We start from the raw sequence: 18,210 nt of genomic DNA on the forward strand, positions 1-18,210 counted from the left end.
ATAATATATGGCAGGGATTTTTTGCAGGGAGGGCAGTGCGGTGTCTTTTTCCGGATCGGGGATTTTCAGGCCGGAATGCCGGGAAACTGCCCGGCAAAGGCTTCAACAAATTGCGGAATCAGCTCGTTTATAACCCCTTTTATGCTCAGCCCGGCTGCCTGACGGTGGCCGCCTCCGCCGAAAGAGGATGCGATCTTGCTTACGTCAATCGAATCGAGAGACCTGAATCCTACAGAACAGTCCGTTTCCGATTCCTGTCTGACGATAACAATGGCTTCGACCCCTGCAATACTCTGGATAACCTGATAAAGGGTATCGGAATCCCTGCCTTCCTGGCCGAATTCCCTGGTATCTTCCATTGTTTCATACGAAATGACCAATTTTCCGCTGTAATACCGCACCATCCGTGAGAGGATACGTGAAATAATGATTCTTGAGCCAAAGGATTTGCCTCCGTTTATCTCAAGAAAAACTTTTTTCGGATTTGCGCCCGCTTCGACAAGCCGGGCAACTGAATGAAAGGTTTCGCTGCCTGATGAATCAAGATGCCTGAAAAAGCCGGTATCAGTGCAGACTGAAAACAGGAGATATTCCGCTTCTTCAGAGGTAACAGGAAGGCCGGAATCTTCAATAATGGCCTGTATGAGAATCGCCGTGGCCGGAACAGTGGATATTATGAAAGAATTTTCACCGCAGGGATCGCTTGTGGCGTGATGGTCAATAATCGCGGCCGGAAAAGCTTCAAGCCCTTCCGCGGCGTTTCCCAGCCTGTTCATGGTAGAACAGTCCACAATAACCAGTCCCGTGTTTTTTTCCGTTTTCAGCCCGCTTATTGACGGAAGGAAAAGGCCTGAATATTTTTTTATTTCAGTACGGTTAAAAGGCCCCGCGGAAAGCAGAATGGTCTGTTTCCCCTGACGCTGCAAAAAGGAAGACAGGGCCAGGGCGCTGCCGATGCTGTCGCCGTCCGGCTCTCTGTGTCCTGCAATGATATATGTGCTGTATCTGGACAGAAAGCCCTTCAAATTTTCAGGTATTGCGACCATTTTCACGCTCCGTTTTTCGGAATATTACATTTCTACAGCTGCTTTTAAATAAACAAGGGATATAGAGGAAAAAAAAATTCAAGCCACTGTTCTGTGGTCTCACAAAACAGTGGCTGTAAGGATATGGAAAATACGCCCTAAAATTCCAGTTCCAGCGTTTCAACCTGGAATTTCTCCGCAGGAATGGCGCTGTTTGGTATCGTCCCCCAGCTCGGATGCCGGATGTTTTTCGAAATATACAGGCGTATGTGGTCAAATTCCTTATTTCGCATAAATACCGAAATATAAGGATTGACAGTATTATCCACCCTGTTTATAACCGCTCTCTGGTCCCGGCGGTCAAACCATTCATTCGGGATATACAGACTGCCCTGCTTGAGGTTCGGCCTGCGGTAGATTATATAATATCCCAGTTTGTGCGGATAAATTCTTAAAATCGGAATGTTGAAATAATAAATATCCGACTCGTCGGTATCAGCAGATTGTGAAACGGCCGGCGCCGCAGCAAATATACCAAAAATCAGACAGAATGATATAAAAAGAAGAACACCTTTCCTCATTTTAACAGCCTCCACTTATATTATACACTGGGGTTCATCAAAGTTGCAAGCATAATCGCTTTTATTGTATGTTTCCGGTTTTCCGCCTGGTCCCAGACCCTGCTTTGAGAGCCTTCAACCACCGGGACTGTGACTTCTTCTCCCTTTATCGCAGGAAGACAGTGCAGGAAAATACAAGCCGCGTTGCCTGTTTTTTTCATTAGGTCTTCATTTACCTGATAGGGAAGCAGCAGGCTCCGCCGCATTTCGCTTTCAGCTTCTTCACCCATTGAAACCCAGACGTCCGTATACACCGCATTTGCACCGGAAACCGCGTCAAGATCGTCTGTTACTGTTATTTCTGCCCCTGATTCCTTTGCCCATACCGCGCATTCATCGAGGAGGGCCTGTTCGGTAAACAGTTCCTTCGGAGAAACAATTGTACAGTTAATTCCCAGTTTTGAGCTTATTATAATAAGCGAACGGGCAACATTATTCCGTCCGTCGCCGACATAGCACAGCTTGAGTCCTTTATGTTTGCGGAAAACTTCTTCGAGAGTCATTACATCGGCCAGAACCTGGGTGGGATGATATAAATCTGTCAGCCCGTTATAAACAGGGACCCCTGATTCACGGGCGAGGATTTCCACGGTTGATTGTTTGTACCCGCGGAATTCTATTGCCGAAAACATCCGGCCAAGCACCCGGGCGGTATCTTCAATTGATTCCTTTGCCCCGAGCTGAATATCATGTGTGGAAAGAAATACGGGATGTCCGCCTTCTTCACTGAAGGATGTTTCAAAAGCACAGCGTGTTCTGGTGGAACGTTTTTCGAAAATCATAGCCAGCGTTTTTCCGCGGAATCTCTGATGGACGTCATTATTGTGGGCCGATTTCTTTACAGCGTGGGATAATTCAAGAAGAAATCTGATTTCTTCAGGAGTCCAGTCTTTCCATGTAAGCAGTGATCTGCCTTTAAGTGACGCAGGATACATGATTTTTCTCCTTAATTTCCGTATTCGTTCCTGTCGGTGTTTAAAACATCTCGATTTTTATTTATTTTTAAGTTATACTATCGAGTCGGAGACATGCTGTCAATGCAAATATTAACCGGAAAATCGGGTGAATAAATGATATATATATATTTCGAATTGCGTTATCTGCGGCAGCTGCAGATAATCTGCCCGGCTGTAATTGACTCCTTTTTTGCCGAAATAGAGAAACGGGTCAGAAAAAACGGCGGGGCGGTGCTGCGGCTTGCTTCGGGAAATTTATATTCATTTGATGATTCTTCCATAGGGTTTGTGTTTGCCGCTTCCCGCGTTATTGATGATTTGCAGGCATTGATAAACCAGAATAAACGGGTAAAGGAATATCTCGCGCTTGTTGATTATTCTCCGGCCGCCGCGGACCCCGAATCGTTCCGGGAAAAAATAATGCAGTATGATAATCTGGTTATTCCCGCCCAGGGAATTTTACTGACCCAGGAAGCCTTTTCCGTTCTGGGTACATATGTTTCGTCTGTCCCGCTTGAAAAGACTTCTCTGCGGCTGTATACAAAAACAAATGTTGAAACACCTGCTGAAAAAACTGTTTCAGTTTCAAGAGATACCTTAACCCTTTCTTTTACGAACACATACATAACCAATCCTGTTATTATTTTTCATAATATATTTGCCTCTCTTCCTGACGCCGATTATACTTCCCTGCTTAGCCAGGAAGAACAGTCCGGGTTTATTGAAAAAAAATACGCGGTTGATATGAGCGAGCGGCTCCGTTTTTCACCTGACCGGCCGGATTATTATACTGCCGCCTGTATTTCATATTATTCCATGCTGCTGTCTGTAATGAAACGGGCCGGATATACAAAAGCGGTGATTGAAATTCCTGATACCGCAGTGATGCCTGAATCTTTTCAGAATATATTCGAGCAGTTCAGGCGAAAGGCAGATTTCCAGCTGAAAAAAACGGAAACCCGTTTTCAGGTTCCCGACACGGATTCAATTCCGGCGGATATGCTTGAACTTGCCTATTTAATATACCGCGCCGAGAAATTTCTGTTTATTGACGAATTGCCGGAATTCTTTGTGTTTATGGGAAAGCAGGCCGATTTTCTGTCTTCGCTCGGAAACCTCTTTTACACAAAAGGCATCCTGGCCGATCCGGTAAATCTTCTTTCGCTGAATCCTGCCCTTTTTTCGCGGATTTCAGCGGCAATAGGAATTAAATCCAAGATACTGGATATGTCAATTGCCCGTTTTTTGTGGACAAAATATGAAAAAGGTTCGCTGCTGCCGACCCTGGAATTATTTGATGTGCTGAATGAACTGGGGTATACCATTCCCGATTCATTTTTAATACGCTGCCTGTATCACAATAATGATCCCGTATCTCTCGCAAAAAAACTGGAACAGTTTTTCAGCAAGCCCAAACTTATACAGGCTGTTTATGATCTTGAGAAAGCCATTGCCCGTTATAATGAAGGTGATTATTCAAAAGCTTCATATATGGTAAAGGATGTTCTCCATACCTTTCAGCAGGAAAAAATACTGGCCGGGGAATACCGCGCCTTTTCGCTTGCGGCAATGATTACCCTTGTTCAGAAAAGCGCGAACGATTCTGTCGTTTATCTTGAATATGCGCTCGAGAACGCGGAAAAAATGCATGATTCTTTCGGCCTTTTACGGACACGGTTTGATATTGCAATGGTTTATTTTGTTATCGGGAAGTTTCATTCCTCCCTGCATTATCTTGATCTTGCACAGGACGTTGCAAAAAAATGCTATGCAAAAGACTGGGAAGTACTGATAGTCTTTATGAAAGGCCGGATAGCTTTTGAACTTGGCGATTATCAGAATGCTGAAGCAAGGTTTCAGGCGGCAATTGCTATTGCCAATATGAACGGCTTCCTCGATTCAATCCCGGTTTGCAGAACGTGGTATGCAAGGGCCCTTGTTCACCAGAAAAATTTCAGCGCTGCCGAAGAAATCCTTCTGGAGTATACAAATATTGTTCCCGAGGCCTGGCTCTTTTTGCTTGAGACGGCAATTATTTCCGAAAAAAAATCGCAAAAGAATATTCAGTTTCCTGATACACTAGACTTTTTTGCTCCGGGGCCGGAAAGCTGGTCTCCTGACCGTGTTATATGGAAAAGCGGGTTTTCGCCGGCGGAAGACCGCTGTATGGGGACAGCCGCGGAATCAAGAATCCTCACGCGATTTTACAGGGTTCTTCTTTTATATTATTCTGTCTTCTTTAATCCAGAAGCAGGAATCCAGTCCAAAATTGCGGAAATGGAGGAAACGGCGCGGGCCGCTATTGATATGAACGACCCTTATGCCGCCGTTTATTATTTTCTCTGCTATAATTTGAGTTTAAAGACTACAGGTATTATTTCAGCGGATACGCTGACTTATCTGAGCCGGGGATTTAAATATCTCCAGAAGAGGGCGGGAGGTATTACCGATAATACTATGCGGGAATCCCTTCTGCAAAAGCCGGTCTGGAATAGCCGGCTGTACCGGGCTGCGCGGGATAACATGCTGATCTGATTTTTTATGTATACCGGATGGAGGCTGAAATGTCATTATCGTTTCTTTTTCTCTTATTTATTATATACAGTTTTATAGGGTGGGCGTGTGAAGTCCTTTTCTGTTTCGTGAAAGACCATAAATGGACCAACAGGGGTTTTTTACACGGACCGATTTGTCCGGTATACGGAATCGGCGGACTTCTGGTTATCTTTTTGCTGGAGCCTTTTCACGGAAACATTATCCTGCTGTATATTATGTCAGTGATTATCACATCAACAGTCGAATATATTACCGGCTGGGTCCTTGAGACCGTATTCAATACAAAATGGTGGGATTATTCCCATCATAAATTCAATATTCACGGACGGGTCTGCCTGACAAATTCACTCTTATTCGGAGTAATGAGTGTCATAGCTGTTCTTGTTGTCCATCCGGCAATTGTTCATGTGCTTTCCATGATCCCGGAAAATGCGCTGAAGATCATAGCCGGGGTACTGGCTGCCGTCCTGGTGGTAGACCTTCTCAGTACACTTCGTACGCTTATTGATCTTGACAACCGGATGGCCTCGGTTGCCGCATATCTGGAACACCTTAAAACGAATTCCTCCGTAACGGAATGGATAAATGAAAATGATATGAAGGGCAGTGTCGACCGGCTCCGCGAAAATATAAAAAACAATAATACTGAAATGAACCGACGGATTTCGGAAAAACTGGATAGTCTGCTTTCCCGCTCGAAGGCTTCCGCGAGAATCCTGAAAGCGTTTCCGAGAATGAAAAACAAAAACAGCGCAAAGCAGCTTGAGCTGTTCCATGAAGATGACCTCGCGCAGGACAGCAAACCGGAAAAAACAGCAACCGCAGCCAATGAAAAATATATTCATATTCCTCCCGCGGCTTCGGCTTCGGACCATATATATGAGCTGTTCTGGGTTTTTGTTATTGCCTCCTATGTGGGTGTTTTTCTTGAAATGATCTGGTGTGTAGCGACCAGGGGGCACCTCGAAAGCCGGACCGCGCTGATATACGGAATGACAAATCCCATATATGGCGCCGGCGCCCTGCTTATGTCGCTGATTCTGTCGCGCTTCGCGAAAAAGGGAGATATTTTTCTTTTCCTGGGCGGTATGATTATAGGCGGGTTGTTCGAATACATGTGCAGTCTCGGGCAGGAACTGATTTTCGGATCGGTGTCATGGGAATACAGCGACACACAATTGAACCTCCATGGACGGACCAATCTTATGTTTTCACTTATGTGGGGCTTCCTCGGCCTTGTCTGGGTCAGATATATATATCCCCGTCTGATTTTGCTCATCAGAAAAATTCCGGTTAAACCGGGCAAAATTGCGGCAATAATTGTCTTTGTTGCCCTGCTTGCGGACGCGAGCATTTCGTCTATTGCTGTTTCCCGCTGGTCGGAACGGGCTAAGGGTGTCGCAGCTTCGGGCCGGCTGGACGAGTTTTGTGATAAACACTATCCCGATGACCGTATGGAAAAAATCTATCCGAATATGCAGTTTGTCAAATAGGCCCGAACATATCGGTTGCTGATATTTTTTTCGCATAGCTTGACTTTTTCCGTGATGTCTGATAATTTATCCAGACATCACGGCGGCATAGCTCAGTCGGTAGAGCAAACGGCTCATATCCGTTCGGTCATAGGTTCAAGTCCTATTGCCGCTATATTGATCCCCCAAATTCCCGAATAGCAGGAATTTGGGGTTTTTATTTATTCTGAAAGCGTTGCCGGCCCGCAGAATGTTTCTTAACGGCGTATAGGTACCGCACAAATTCTGTGTTTTTTGCCAGGCAGGATAATAATGAAATCCGCATCAATGGAATTTCTGAATCAGGCCCCAACGTCCGTCTGTTTTAAACTGATTATCCAGGTCCATATATTTTTTATACTGCTCATCTGAAACGGAAACGAGAACATCTGATTTTAAAACCCTGAGAACGGCATCTTCCGGAGAAGAGTACCGGGTCAGTTCATTGATATCAGCCGTGTTTTTCCAATACCGGTCTTCGACAGTCCGCCTGTAATTGAGGTCCCCTTTGATAACCAGCAATTCACTTTTATTCAGGTCCGCGTTATACGCTTCAGGCATATCGCGGAAGTTTACCGGGTTCGCCCAGAACTTGTGTGTCTGCCGCACCAGCATATCTTTTTTCAGATATGATTCTATACTTTTCTTTATTGAAGCAGGGATATGTTCGAGCAGATTGTAAAAATCCTCAAAAGTCGCATCGGACACAAATATGGGAACCGGTTTTAAATGCAGTACAACCCGGGCGTTTGTATTTCTTATAATGATTAAAGCCCGCAGCAGATCCTGCAGGAGTTCGGCTCCCGCGTTGTCGCAGAATATATCGGCCCTGGAATGTATCGTTTTCAGTTTTTTTTCGATTATGTCACTGTCATCAATAACAAAGCCTGATAGATGGTTTTGGATTTTATTTATCCGGCTTAAATCCTGTACATTCACGGTTACGGTATTTTCTATTAGCTCCCGGAGTTTTTTGCTGTTGCTGAATTCAATTTCAAAATCAATTTCCTTTTCCGACAGTTTGTGCAGCTCGGACTGCTTTACGGGAAAAAAGGGATCGCTTTTACTGCTGAAGTAACCCGTAAGCTTCAGCAGTATATAGTAAAAATAAAACTCCGCAAGAAAAAACGGAGCGGCGGCAAAAAAATCCTTTAGAGTTAAATCTTTATATTCCGCTGACTGCGAAAATAAATCGGCGAAGTCCTCATTAACTCTGTCATCGGCCAGGTCTCTGACCCTGCTGTTCATAGTATAATTGTGATAATCCATTCCGGACAGGACCGAACTGAATGTTTTGGGAAACCGTTCCCGTACGGTGTAATCGGCAAAAATGCCGGTGAAGCTTGCTGAATAATAGGGCGGTTTTTCATGACCTTACATTTTGCGACAAAACCATGAAAAATCGGATACTCCATTCCCGTTGCCTCATAGTTTCCCTGTCCCCTGGAAAAGATCACCCCGCCGTTTTCCGGGATGCGTTCCAATTCGTCTTCAAACATACCTTTTTTATAACCATAGTGAAACCCCTCATTAAAAAATATTATCTTTTTGTAATAAGTAGTATTTTAACATAGATAAAAAAAAGAGCAAGGTTTTTTCAGCGGACTTGTGAAATCTCCTGAAAAATAACGGTCTGTATTTCAGTCATGGATTCCGATTTATTAACAAAATATAAACTGACTGATTTTCTATTGACAGCCGGTGTGCTTGCCCATATATTTACATATGAACAAAATTGTACTTTTGTTCATATGTAAATATAAAGGACGGCAAATGGCGAAAGGATTTTCAGAGCATGAACGGGAAGTAATAAAAGAGAAACTGACGGAAGCTTGTGAAAAGTGCTGGGGCCGCTACGGCTACGCTAAAACCGGAATCAGGGACTTGTGCGGTATGGCGGGGATATCTGCGGGAGCCTTCTATTCATTTTATCCGTCAAAGGAGCATCTGTTTATTGAAACTGCCCAGCAGGCCGGAAACAGGTTTTTCAGCAGCGTGGATGATAACCTGCCAAGAAAACCGACCAAATATGATTTCGCGCTTACGCTCAAACGGATGTCAAAGGAACTTGTTGAATGGTATCTGACTGTCAGCGAGGATCTGGACCTTATTGCCCGAAAACTGCCTGAAAAAGTTATCCTGAATGTAAATACCATAGACGTAACTGACTTTTCATTGCTGGTAAAAAAATACCGGCTCCGGCCCCGGGTTGACGCGCGTTTGCTGACCGGTGTTCTGCAGACGCTGGTAACGATGACCATTAACCGGAAAATAATCGGCCCCCAGTTTGATAAAACATTCGGTTTTATTCTTGATAGCACAATTGAAAATCTGTTTGAATAGGAGTTTAAAATGAAATACACTGCACGTACTTATATGGTTCCGGCTGTTCTTCTTGTTTTTCTCGCGTTTTTTTTTTCCGGCTGCGCGTCAGGCAAACCGGCTGTGCCAGACAGCGCATCTCCCGGCGGTATGAATGCTGCGGAGGACATAAACGGAGATTTTCCCGAAGCAGTTTATATAAAAACAAGAACACAGACCTTTGATACTTACCATTACTATATACTCCGGGACGGACTAATCTGGTATAAAAGTACCGATACCGAACAGGAGCCGAAAGAATGGGTCCTCTTTATGGATACCGGTCTTCCCCATAATGTACGGGCTCGGAATTTCAACAAGCCGCGCACGATAGCAGAGATTTCCGCCGACGCCGATGAACTTGTCGCGCTTTCGGACACGGGCGGATTTTACCGTTTCTGTTTTGATGAAACGGTCGCTCATGAAAGCCTGGTATGGCTGGACCGGCAGGGGTGGCCGAAGTCGGAGCAGCTTTTTTTTGACAGCAGGACTGCAAACAACAGGGCCTGGGCAATGGGCAAGCGCAATATGCAGGTTCTGTATTATGAAGACCCGTTCGGGAACCAGCACCATAACGGTGTCCAGGAAATAGCGACAACCTATGTGCTGCTTGAAGACGGGCAGGAAATCAGCTACGGTGATACGGGCCTTCCGTCCGATTTTTCACGGAATTATATCGGCCCGGAACGCGGGAAATTCAGGGCGGTTTCCCTTTCGGCAAGCGCGTCGACCCTTTTCCTGATTAATGAAGCCGGGGAGATGTATACCCGCATGGCCGATTTTGACATTATCGGCTGCGATCCCATGTTTTTCAAATACACCTATATTCCGTATACATCAGACCTGCCCGGAACAAATTATTTTTCGAACCTGAATGAATGGGGTCTGCCATCCGAAGACTGGCGGGTACAGCCGCCCATTCCCCTGTCAGACAAGGCCGCACTTACGAGGCATATTACTATACTGCAGAACGGGCAGGGAAATGCCGCCCGGGAACTCCGGGTCGCGGGGTATAATGAAGCCGGTAAAACCGGTTACTGGACAAAGGCCATTTTTGACGATTCATGGGAATTCAGGGAAGTCCCCCTGTATTTTACGGAGGGCGCTGTATTAACAGAAACCGGCGTTCCCGGCGGGGCGCAGAGGGGAGAATCGCTTGATAAAAAATACTCAGGATACCGGTGGAACGGTAGTGAAAAGGAAGCCGGGTGGCAGTATGAAATCCCGGATTTCAATATCCTGGAAGGAAGCTGTGATTTCCTGATTACCTGGCAGGACGAAACCTGTACGCTGACACTGCATCCGCTTGAATTGTGGACATATCTCAAGCGGGACTATCTGCCGGGAAGAACAGGCTCACCTAAAATGTTTTTTGTGACGCTTGATATTCCGGACCAGGCCTTTGACGGACTTTCGGAAGAATTTGCCCGGTCACTGAAAGAAAAATATACGCCCTATGATAAGGTCCTGTTTCATTACATGATGGCCGCATCGGGCAGATATATTTTTATCCGTGACACTGCCGATATTGTTTCAGTAGTGTTTATGACGGACGGCACTATATCAGATTCCCTTCCCGATTTCCGGCGGACATGGTACGTTGACAACTATGAAGAAGTCCGCCTCTATGATTCTCCTGAACTGGTTTTTTCACACGCTTCGGTAGTGACTGAAGATGATTATGAAGAGCTGACAGCAAAAATCGAGCGCAACAAGGCGCTTGCTGAAGAAATAAAAAAACAAATCAGTGAGCTCGAAAAATCCCTCGCGGTAGCTTTCGGGTTTAACGCCACGTATATACCGCTTGATTATATTGCCCGGTTCAGTCTGTTGAATTTTGTCGATGTTCCCAAAATACGTACCATTACCAGATTCGGAGAAACGATAGTTCTTGCGAACAGCGCATATACCGATATAAATTCAAATACCCGTATATGGGTCGATAAGAAAATCCAGGAACTTCTGAAAATCAGGATAGACTGCTATACCGATATGGCAAAGCAGTTTTCAAGGGGACGGCAGGATGTCCCGGTGCCTGCCTGGTTTTCCGATACTGTATCCGAATACTGGCAAATAGCGGGGCTTCCGGACAGGATCGAGGGAAGTTTTTTCGGCCCTTCCGCTGAAAAAATCTCCGGGACAATACCGGCGGTTTTAACCTTTACCCCATCTGAGACGGACCAGGAGTTTTTCGGCTGGTATCTGACTATTGATTCTGCCCCTTCTTTTTCCATTTTTGTTGACGCGGGAAAAAGCCCGAAAACAATATACGCGCGCAGGGGAAAATCACCGGAAAAAAAACAGGTAATAATCGAATGTACGCTGTATATTAATTCCGATATCAATACGGTTAAGGAAAATGAAGTCATAGAATACAGTCTTATACCCTTTCTTAAACTGAATACGGAAGGTATAGACGTACGCATTAAATTCGACGGAACTGTTTTCGAGATTGCCGAATACCCTCCAGGGCACAGCAATACGGTTATTTTCCGAGGAACTGCGGTACAGGAATAAATATTGGGAATATCAGACGCCGTTTATTTCTACACAATTTATTGTGTGGAAATAAACGTTACCGACTGACCGTCAGTCGGTAACGTGGGACCATACACATGCATTGCGAAAAGTTTGTGTATGGTTTTTTGCTTATGTTAAAATCATCCGGTCATTAACAGCATCGCTGTCGTTAACTGTTTCGAATTTTTTCAATAAGTCCGCTACCTCGAGGGTTTTCTTTTCTTCCCCCGATATGTCAAAAATAATACGGCCCTCATACATCATGATCAAACGGTTCCCGTAAAGAATGGCATTTTTCATATTATGGGTTACCATGAAGGTTGTCAGGTTTTCCCTGGTTATTATTTCCTCCGTCAGCTCCAGGACTTTTTTCGCCGTCTTTGGATCAAGCGCCGCGGTATGCTCATCAAGAAGAAGCACCCGGGGTTTTTGAAGGGTCGCCATTAACAGGGTGAGGGCCTGCCGTTGCCCGCCGGACAGGAGTCCGACCTTTGCCTTCATCCTGGTTTCGAGCCCGAGATCAAGCATTTTCAGTTTTTCCGTATATGATAAACGTTCTTCATGGGTTATTCCCCAGTGAAGGCTCCGCCGTTTTCCCCTGCGGAAAGCCATCGCGAGGTTTTCTTCAATTCCCATATTCGCCGCGGTTCCCATCATGGGGTCCTGGAACACCCTTCCCAGATACCTTGAGCGGCGGTATTCTTTCTGATAGGTAATATCAGTACTGTCGAGAAGTACTGTCCCTGAATCGGCCTCATGAACTCCTGCTATCAGATTAAGAAGCGTTGATTTTCCCGCGCCGTTCCCGCCGATAACGGTTACAAAGTCTCCTTCGTTTAATTCGATATTTATGTCGATGAGCGCTTTGCGTTCGGTGATAGTTCCCGGGTTAAAGGTTTTATATACATTTGTCAGTTTAAGCATTTCCGTTACTCCGTCCTCTGTTGTCCGGATCAGGGGAGAGCATGTCCCTGTTTTTCTTTTTGCGGGAAACCCGGGCTGTCAGCATTTTTTTTACAACCGGAATGGCAAGCGCAATGGCGACTATTGCCGCGGTCAGCAGTTTCAGGTCGGTAGGATGCATTCCGAGCATGAGTACTATGGCAATTATAATGCGGTAAATTATTGAACCGAAAACAACCGACATCAGGCGGTACCAGAACGAGAACCTTTTGCCGAAAATAACTTCCCCGATAATAATCGATGCGAGCCCGATCACAATCGTTCCCGTACCCATCTGGACATCGGCGTATCCCTGGCTTTGAGCAACAAAGGCCCCCGACAGGGCGACCAGCGCATTTGAGAGCATCAGGCCGAGATTTTTTGTGGTATCAGTATTGACTCCGAGCGCCCTGGCCATTTTCTCATTATTGCCGGTCGCGCGGATTGCGCTTCCGATTTCAGTACCGAAAAACCAGTACAGAGCGATTATAATGATGCAGGAAAAAACAGTGCCGATTACCAGGGACCCGATCGCCTTGCTGGATCCCGTGAGATTTTCAAAAATGTAAAAACCGTATTCATATTGAGGAGGGGTTTGTTCGGAGAACCCATGATTCTGATATTAATGGAATACAGGGCAAGCATGGTAAGTATCCCGGCAAGAATTCCGGGTATTTTCAGTTTTGTGTGCAGGACGCCTGTTATATATCCCGCCGCGCATCCCGCAAGAAAAGCGAATATGAGCGAAAGGAAAGGATTCATTCCCGCAGTAATAAGCGTCGCAGAAACAGCGCCGCCAAGCGCAAAGCTGCCGTCAACAGTAAGATCCGCGAAATCAAGGATTTTAAACGTAATAAATACGCCTATTGTCATTATTCCCCACAGGATGCCCTGGGATGCGGCTCCCTGCAGGGTTGAAAGAATAATCATATGTTACTCCATAAAAAGGCCGGTGCGGTTATTATACAATTATTGCTATTGTAGCAATTTTAACAGGATATGCAAATGCCCCGGCGGATACAAAAAAACGGCAGAAGTTCTTTCTGCCGTTTTGTTTTGCGCTGCGTGCGCTATTCATTTACCTGCGCGAGTAATTCCGCAGGAATTGTGATACCAAGTTTTTGTGCGGTGTCCATATTAATGGTAATATCATAACGCTGCTGATATTCAATGGGCATTTCCGCGGGCTTTTTTTCACCGCTCAGAATTTCAGCGGCCATTTTTCCTGTCTGGCGGCCAAGTTCAAAGTAATTGATACCGTAGGTGGCAAGGCCTCCCTGATTGACCATTCCTTCTTCTCCGCAGATCATGGGAATTTTTGCAGGAGTTGTTATACCTACTACCGCGGGCATTCCCGAGGCGATCATATTATCCGTTGGCGAATAGATTGCCTGGACCTTGCCGACAAGGTTCTGGACTACCTGCTGTATTTCATTGCTGTTTGAAACCGTTGCTTCAATATAATTGATGCCAAGCTTATTGGCCTCTTCTTTTGCGATATCGATCTGGAATTTTGAATTCTGTTCGCTTGAACAGTACAAAAGCCCGACTGTTTTTACATCCGGGACAAGCTGTTTTAAAAGCTGCATCTGGGCGGCGACCGGTGTTAAATCGGATGTTCCGGTTACATTCCCTCCCGGAGCGCTGTTTGAAGCGACAAGCCTTGCGGATTCAGGATCGGTAACCGCCGTTACAAGGATGGGAATGGTTTTTGTTTCGTTTGCGACAGCCTGGGCCGCCGGTGTTGCGATTGCCAGAATAAGATCGCTGCGGGCATTTACCAGTTTCTGGGCGATTGTCTGACAGTTCGCCAGTTCTCCCTGGGCGTTCTGATAGTCTATTCTGATGTTCTCGCCGTCTGCATAACCTTCTTCGGCGAGCGCGGCTACAAAGCCTTCATGGGCCGCGTTGAGGGCAACATGTTCAACCAGCTGTACTATCCCGATTTTGTAAACCTTTGCTCCGGTGGAAGAGTCTCCTTCTTTTTTACTGCACCCGAACAGAGTAAGCGCTATCATCGCGCAGATAATAATACGAAAAAATTTTTTCATGTATAGCTCCATATTTCAGCCGGATATATTTTTATGGCTGAATTGTATGCAGTAAATCATACCGGGAAGAGGCTGATGAGTCAATAATAACTGCTGTCTTTTACGGTTTTTAGCGGTTTTATGCTATTTGCTGAATACACATGATGTCACCGGAAATCTTTGAGCGCGGTACAGGTGTCTGTTCGCTGGTCCTGATTCTATATTTCCAGTTCCTTCTCCATTATACATACTTTAAATGGTAAAAAGCGGGGGCTTCAATTCTGCTTTCCTTATAACTCAGTTTTTTATACCAGACCTTTAGTACTTTATTATTATCGACAATATGGACTTCAGCTGTTTTTCCATCCCGGTCCCTGATTTTCTGTTCGGCAAAATCCAGCAGTTTTGTTCCTATTCCGAGATGTCTGTATTCAGGCAGCGTCGCGAGCCTTTCTATAAGATATTTTTGATTTTCCTGATATGAATAACCGATACACGCTATTATTTCATCATCTTTAACATATCCGTACATTTTCAGTCCGGATTCCAGCTGTCTGCAGATTTCTTCCTTTTCCGCAAAAACGGGGAAGTGAGAAGCGTTTTCTTTCGTATAATTGAACTGCCGGGCGACAGTCATAAAGGCTTTGTTTACTATTTCCGTTATTCTGCCGCTGTCAGAAATTTCCGTGATATGTTCCATCAGATTGTATTCCCGTATTTTTAAGCTGAAACTAATATCCGTATTCGCCGTTTATTATCAGCACATTGATTCTGTCTTTATCAAATTGGCCCTGTATTATTGAATAATAATTGCAGATTTTATCGGCTGATTTACAGTCAACACAATAGCCTGTTTTGGCGCAAGGTGTGTTTTTGCCAAGCCTGATTGCGTCAAGCGGAGCGGCCCTGGATCTGATTCTTTCATATGCCTCAGCGTCGGTATATACCAATTTATTAGTCCCGCAGATTAATAGTACTTTTTTCGGACCATAAATGATAGGCGCCACGCGGCTCCCGTTTCCGTCAAGATTGAAAATTTTTCCTTCTGCGGTTAACGCATTTATTCCTGAAATGAAAACATCCGTTTTAAAATTGTTCAAATAGATATTCCGTTTGTCATCTTTTGATACATTGTTCCCGTATTTATCCAGAAAAAAAATATCCCTGTTTCTCAGATATGTATAGACGCCCAGGGCGTTAAGTGTTTCAGAATCTCCTGTACCGACCATGTCCTTTGAAGCGATACAGGAATCCATGCAGCTGAATAGTTCCTGAGCTGTTTCCATATACCGGGCCGGAATCCTGTTCTGTTTTAAAGCCCTGATTGTTTTTTCAGTAATATTGAGCATTTCAGCTTTCCTGGAAAGAATAAGGGGTTTCAGCGCGGACCATAGAGGCGGAGCCGCATTATATCAGCAATCCCGCATTACATGAAGCAGGCGGAACCCGCATGTGAAAATGTAATGCGGGCGCGGATAATCCTGCCGGCAGTTATTACGGGTCCTGCTTCCAGACCTCAAAGCCGGTCCCTGAACACACTGTCGTATAACCGGCGGGAACCGTATATGAATTTTTACTGATTTTTACCAGCACATTGCCTGTATCGCCCTCAATTTTCGCGACATACAGCTGGGTTGAACTGCTTATAATCTGAACAGCACTGTCATAGCGGATGCCCATATCTTCCCTCAGCCCTATGAGTATCTGGATAAGTCCGCGAAGCGTGAGCGTCCTGGCCGGGTTAACATAACTTCCTGCCGTAAACTGCGAGCCGCTCCCGGTAAAATAATGCTGCCAGGCTACACAGGGATATCCGGGGTGGGTAAGGATAAAGGCATAGGCCGGTCCCAGGTTTGAGGGATTGAGTTCCCAGTACTGCTGGGTGCTGCCCGTATCATGGTTGTCAACAAAGGTTACCGCCGAGGCCGGCGCATAGCTGAATATGCTGTTCTGGTCAGCAAGCTTTGACATATCCCATTTACTCAGATTGGATGTATTTGAAGAGGATTTCCATCCGAAAGCTTCATTTAAATTTCCCTTTAATACAAAATCAAAAACGCGGGAAATTCTGCCTCCTTCCATTGCCGTGGTATTCACCCATTTGATCATCTCATTTCTCCAGGCTATGCTGTTTGAAGGACTAAAGGAAGCGGTCGGCCAGTATTCCCCGACCGAAAATTTGGCGTCTGTTGCTGCGTTGTATTTTCCGGTGAATATCCCGTGATAGCCTTTTACATAATCGTAACGCCAGCCTACAAAACCGGCGTCCTTTAAAACGTCATTCATCCATGCAATGATACCGTTCTGCACTTTTGTATTTGTGTGATCGAGATCGCGTCCTGAGTCATAGGAGGCGCCGGTATCGTAAGCTCCCCGCTTGTCTGAATTAACGATAGATGAGTCGCCCCGGGTAAACGCTTCATCATTGCTGCAAATGGCGTAAAAATCCTCATCCCAGACGGGATTGGTAAAAGTCCCCCAGTTATATGTTCCGTTCCGGTGGTTAATGACAATATCCGCAATTGCTTTCGCGGGTTTTATATCGTTTATAGCCTGTTTCAGTTGGGCTGCCGTACCGTATGGAGTGGTCAGTTTATTCAGTTCGCGCGGAAGGTATCCGTTGGTACTTCCCGAGTCACTGGACGGAGGGAACCAGACATATTCAAAGGTATTTTTTATTTCTGATGAGTTTGTGCTTATAACGCTGTACCAGCCGCCCGCGTTACAGCTCTCCCACTGGAACCCCTGAAGCATAACGCCGTAAGGGTTTTCGGCAGTATCAATACCCGCAAGACCTCCGGGAACCGAGGTTGATCCCTGAGGCAATTGGACTTTTCTATGTTCATATCCCGAAGATGAACAGGCGGTAAACAGGATAATAAAGCTTAATGCCGTAAATACTTTTTTCAGATGCTGCATAATTATCTCCTTAGTTTCCATTTTACCTCAATTCTGCTGTTTTATAAAGGGTTTTTGCCAGATTTACAAGATTTGTTACCTTGGATTTACAGTACGGTTCCTTTTCATTCCAGGCGGGATCAAGACAGTTGCCCGGCACAAAAGAAGTCAGCAGCCAGTTTCCCTGTTCCGGCAGAATTTCCGCAATTTTCCTGATTTCTTCCTCATCGACCAGTCCGGGGACAAGTACGGTCCGGAATTCAACACGGAGCGCCGGATACAGGTTGGTCCGCCCCAGTATTTCAAGAGACTGCACCAGAGCGTCTCCCGCAGCGGTCCCGGCTCCTCCTTCCAGCGTCAGTTCACCGTATCTGGAGGGCGATGTTTTTATATCAACGGCAATCATGTCGGGCGACAGTTCCGGGTCATCCAGAATCTGCCGCAGCCGGTTCGGGATAGTCCCGTTTGTATCGATCTTCACCGCCAGGGCGAGACTTTTTGCTTTTTTTATCAGGCCGTCAAGCGCCGGCGAGAGCAGGGGTTCGCCGCCTGAAATTGCCAGGCCGCCGAGAACAGATGCCCTTTTTTCAAGATGACGGTATATGTCTTCGATTGTGACATATTCATTCAGGGAGTCTGCTCCGGCTTTGGGTCCGGTTATGAAACTTGCGCAGGCCAGCTCTCCGTTATGACAGTAGGGACACCGGAGGTTGCATCCGGGCAGAAAAACGGCCGCTGCGACGCGGCCGGGAAAGTTGACAAGGCTTGTTTTCTGTAAGCCTGCGTTCATC

The 18,210-nt window shown here is 45.7% G+C and carries 16 protein-coding genes and 1 tRNA gene; 5 read left to right on the forward strand and 12 right to left on the reverse strand.

The window, feature by feature from the left end; all coding sequences use genetic code 11:
• Window positions 1-65: 65 nt before the first annotated feature.
• From K7I13_RS15320 to argF, 3 genes are all read right to left on the reverse strand, one after another.
• On the reverse strand, window positions 66-1,046 hold the full coding sequence (locus K7I13_RS15320) for a DHH family phosphoesterase (RefSeq protein WP_255947004.1): 981 nt from the start codon (window positions 1,044-1,046) through the stop codon (window positions 66-68).
• Between the two features lie 137 nt (window positions 1,047-1,183).
• Window positions 1,184-1,606, reverse strand: coding sequence for a hypothetical protein (locus tag K7I13_RS15325; RefSeq protein WP_255947005.1), 423 nt, complete (start codon window positions 1,604-1,606; stop codon window positions 1,184-1,186).
• A gap of 20 nt (window positions 1,607-1,626) precedes the next feature.
• Window positions 1,627-2,580: an ornithine carbamoyltransferase gene (gene argF / locus K7I13_RS15330; RefSeq protein WP_255947006.1), complete on the reverse strand. Its 954-nt coding sequence runs from the start codon at window positions 2,578-2,580 to the stop codon at window positions 1,627-1,629.
• Window positions 2,581-2,715: 135 nt separating this feature from the next.
• Here argF and K7I13_RS15335 point away from each other — a divergent pair, with 135 nt between their 5' ends.
• The 3 genes from K7I13_RS15335 (at window position 2,716) to K7I13_RS15345 (ending at window position 6,804) form a co-directional block, all read left to right on the forward strand.
• On the forward strand, window positions 2,716-5,136 hold the full coding sequence (locus K7I13_RS15335; protein ID WP_255947007.1) for a tetratricopeptide repeat protein: 2,421 nt from the start codon (window positions 2,716-2,718) through the stop codon (window positions 5,134-5,136).
• Window positions 5,137-5,165: 29 nt separating this feature from the next.
• Window positions 5,166-6,650, forward strand: a complete 1,485-nt coding sequence (locus tag K7I13_RS15340; protein WP_255947008.1) for a putative ABC transporter permease — start codon at window positions 5,166-5,168, stop codon at window positions 6,648-6,650.
• A gap of 81 nt (window positions 6,651-6,731) precedes the next feature.
• Window positions 6,732-6,804 (forward strand) — tRNA-Met (locus K7I13_RS15345).
• A 149-nt stretch (window positions 6,805-6,953) separates the two neighbouring features.
• On the opposite strand, the gene K7I13_RS15350 is transcribed toward K7I13_RS15345, so the two are convergent.
• Window positions 6,954-7,916: an ARMT1-like domain-containing protein gene (locus K7I13_RS15350; RefSeq protein ID WP_255947010.1), complete on the reverse strand. Its 963-nt coding sequence runs from the start codon at window positions 7,914-7,916 to the stop codon at window positions 6,954-6,956.
• Window positions 7,917-8,441: 525 nt separating this feature from the next.
• Here K7I13_RS15350 and K7I13_RS15355 point away from each other — a divergent pair.
• Window positions 8,442-9,011, forward strand: coding sequence for a TetR/AcrR family transcriptional regulator (locus K7I13_RS15355; protein WP_255947012.1), 570 nt, complete (start codon window positions 8,442-8,444; stop codon window positions 9,009-9,011).
• A 9-nt stretch (window positions 9,012-9,020) separates the two neighbouring features.
• Entirely contained in the window at window positions 9,021-11,546 is a 2,526-nt protein-coding gene (locus tag K7I13_RS15360; RefSeq protein WP_255947014.1) for a hypothetical protein, read from the forward strand.
• A 132-nt stretch (window positions 11,547-11,678) separates the two neighbouring features.
• On the opposite strand, the gene K7I13_RS15365 is transcribed toward K7I13_RS15360, so the two are convergent.
• The 8 genes from K7I13_RS15365 to K7I13_RS15400 all read right to left on the reverse strand — a co-directional run bounded on the left by K7I13_RS15365 (window position 11,679) and on the right by K7I13_RS15400 (window position 18,209).
• Window positions 11,679-12,473 carry an ABC transporter ATP-binding protein gene (locus K7I13_RS15365; protein ID WP_255947016.1) on the reverse strand — a complete coding sequence of 265 codons (795 nt, stop codon included), beginning with the start codon at window positions 12,471-12,473 and terminating at the stop codon, window positions 11,679-11,681.
• Window positions 12,466-13,056: an ABC transporter permease gene (locus K7I13_RS15370; RefSeq protein WP_369413770.1), complete on the reverse strand. Its 591-nt coding sequence runs from the start codon at window positions 13,054-13,056 to the stop codon at window positions 12,466-12,468. Before K7I13_RS15370 ends, K7I13_RS15365 begins: the two co-directional genes overlap by 8 nt.
• On the reverse strand, window positions 13,008-13,421 hold the full coding sequence (locus tag K7I13_RS15375; RefSeq protein ID WP_255947017.1) for an ABC transporter permease subunit: 414 nt from the start codon (window positions 13,419-13,421) through the stop codon (window positions 13,008-13,010). Before K7I13_RS15375 ends, K7I13_RS15370 begins: the two co-directional genes overlap by 49 nt.
• 140 nt (window positions 13,422-13,561) lie before the next feature.
• Complete coding sequence (locus K7I13_RS15380) at window positions 13,562-14,542, reverse strand: ABC transporter substrate-binding protein (protein ID WP_255947018.1); 981 nt, start codon at window positions 14,540-14,542, stop codon at window positions 13,562-13,564.
• Window positions 14,543-14,762: 220 nt separating this feature from the next.
• A complete protein-coding gene (locus K7I13_RS15385; protein ID WP_255947019.1) occupies window positions 14,763-15,221 on the reverse strand; it encodes a GNAT family N-acetyltransferase in 459 nt (152 codons plus the stop codon).
• Between the two features lie 31 nt (window positions 15,222-15,252).
• Window positions 15,253-15,870, reverse strand: a complete 618-nt coding sequence (locus K7I13_RS15390; RefSeq protein WP_255947020.1) for a lactate utilization protein — start codon at window positions 15,868-15,870, stop codon at window positions 15,253-15,255.
• 145 nt (window positions 15,871-16,015) lie between these two features.
• On the reverse strand, window positions 16,016-17,440 hold the full coding sequence (locus K7I13_RS15395; RefSeq protein WP_255947021.1) for an alpha-amylase C-terminal beta-sheet domain-containing protein: 1,425 nt from the start codon (window positions 17,438-17,440) through the stop codon (window positions 16,016-16,018).
• Window positions 17,441-17,462: 22 nt separating this feature from the next.
• Window positions 17,463-18,209 (reverse strand): anaerobic ribonucleoside-triphosphate reductase activating protein, encoded by a 747-nt coding sequence (locus tag K7I13_RS15400; protein WP_255947022.1) that lies wholly within the window; start codon window positions 18,207-18,209, stop codon window positions 17,463-17,465.
• Window position 18,210: the final 1 nt, after the last annotated feature.

This window comes from Brucepastera parasyntrophica, assembly GCF_022376835.1.
In the GTDB taxonomy this organism is placed as follows: Bacteria; Spirochaetota; Spirochaetia; order Treponematales; family Treponemataceae; genus Brucepastera; species Brucepastera parasyntrophica.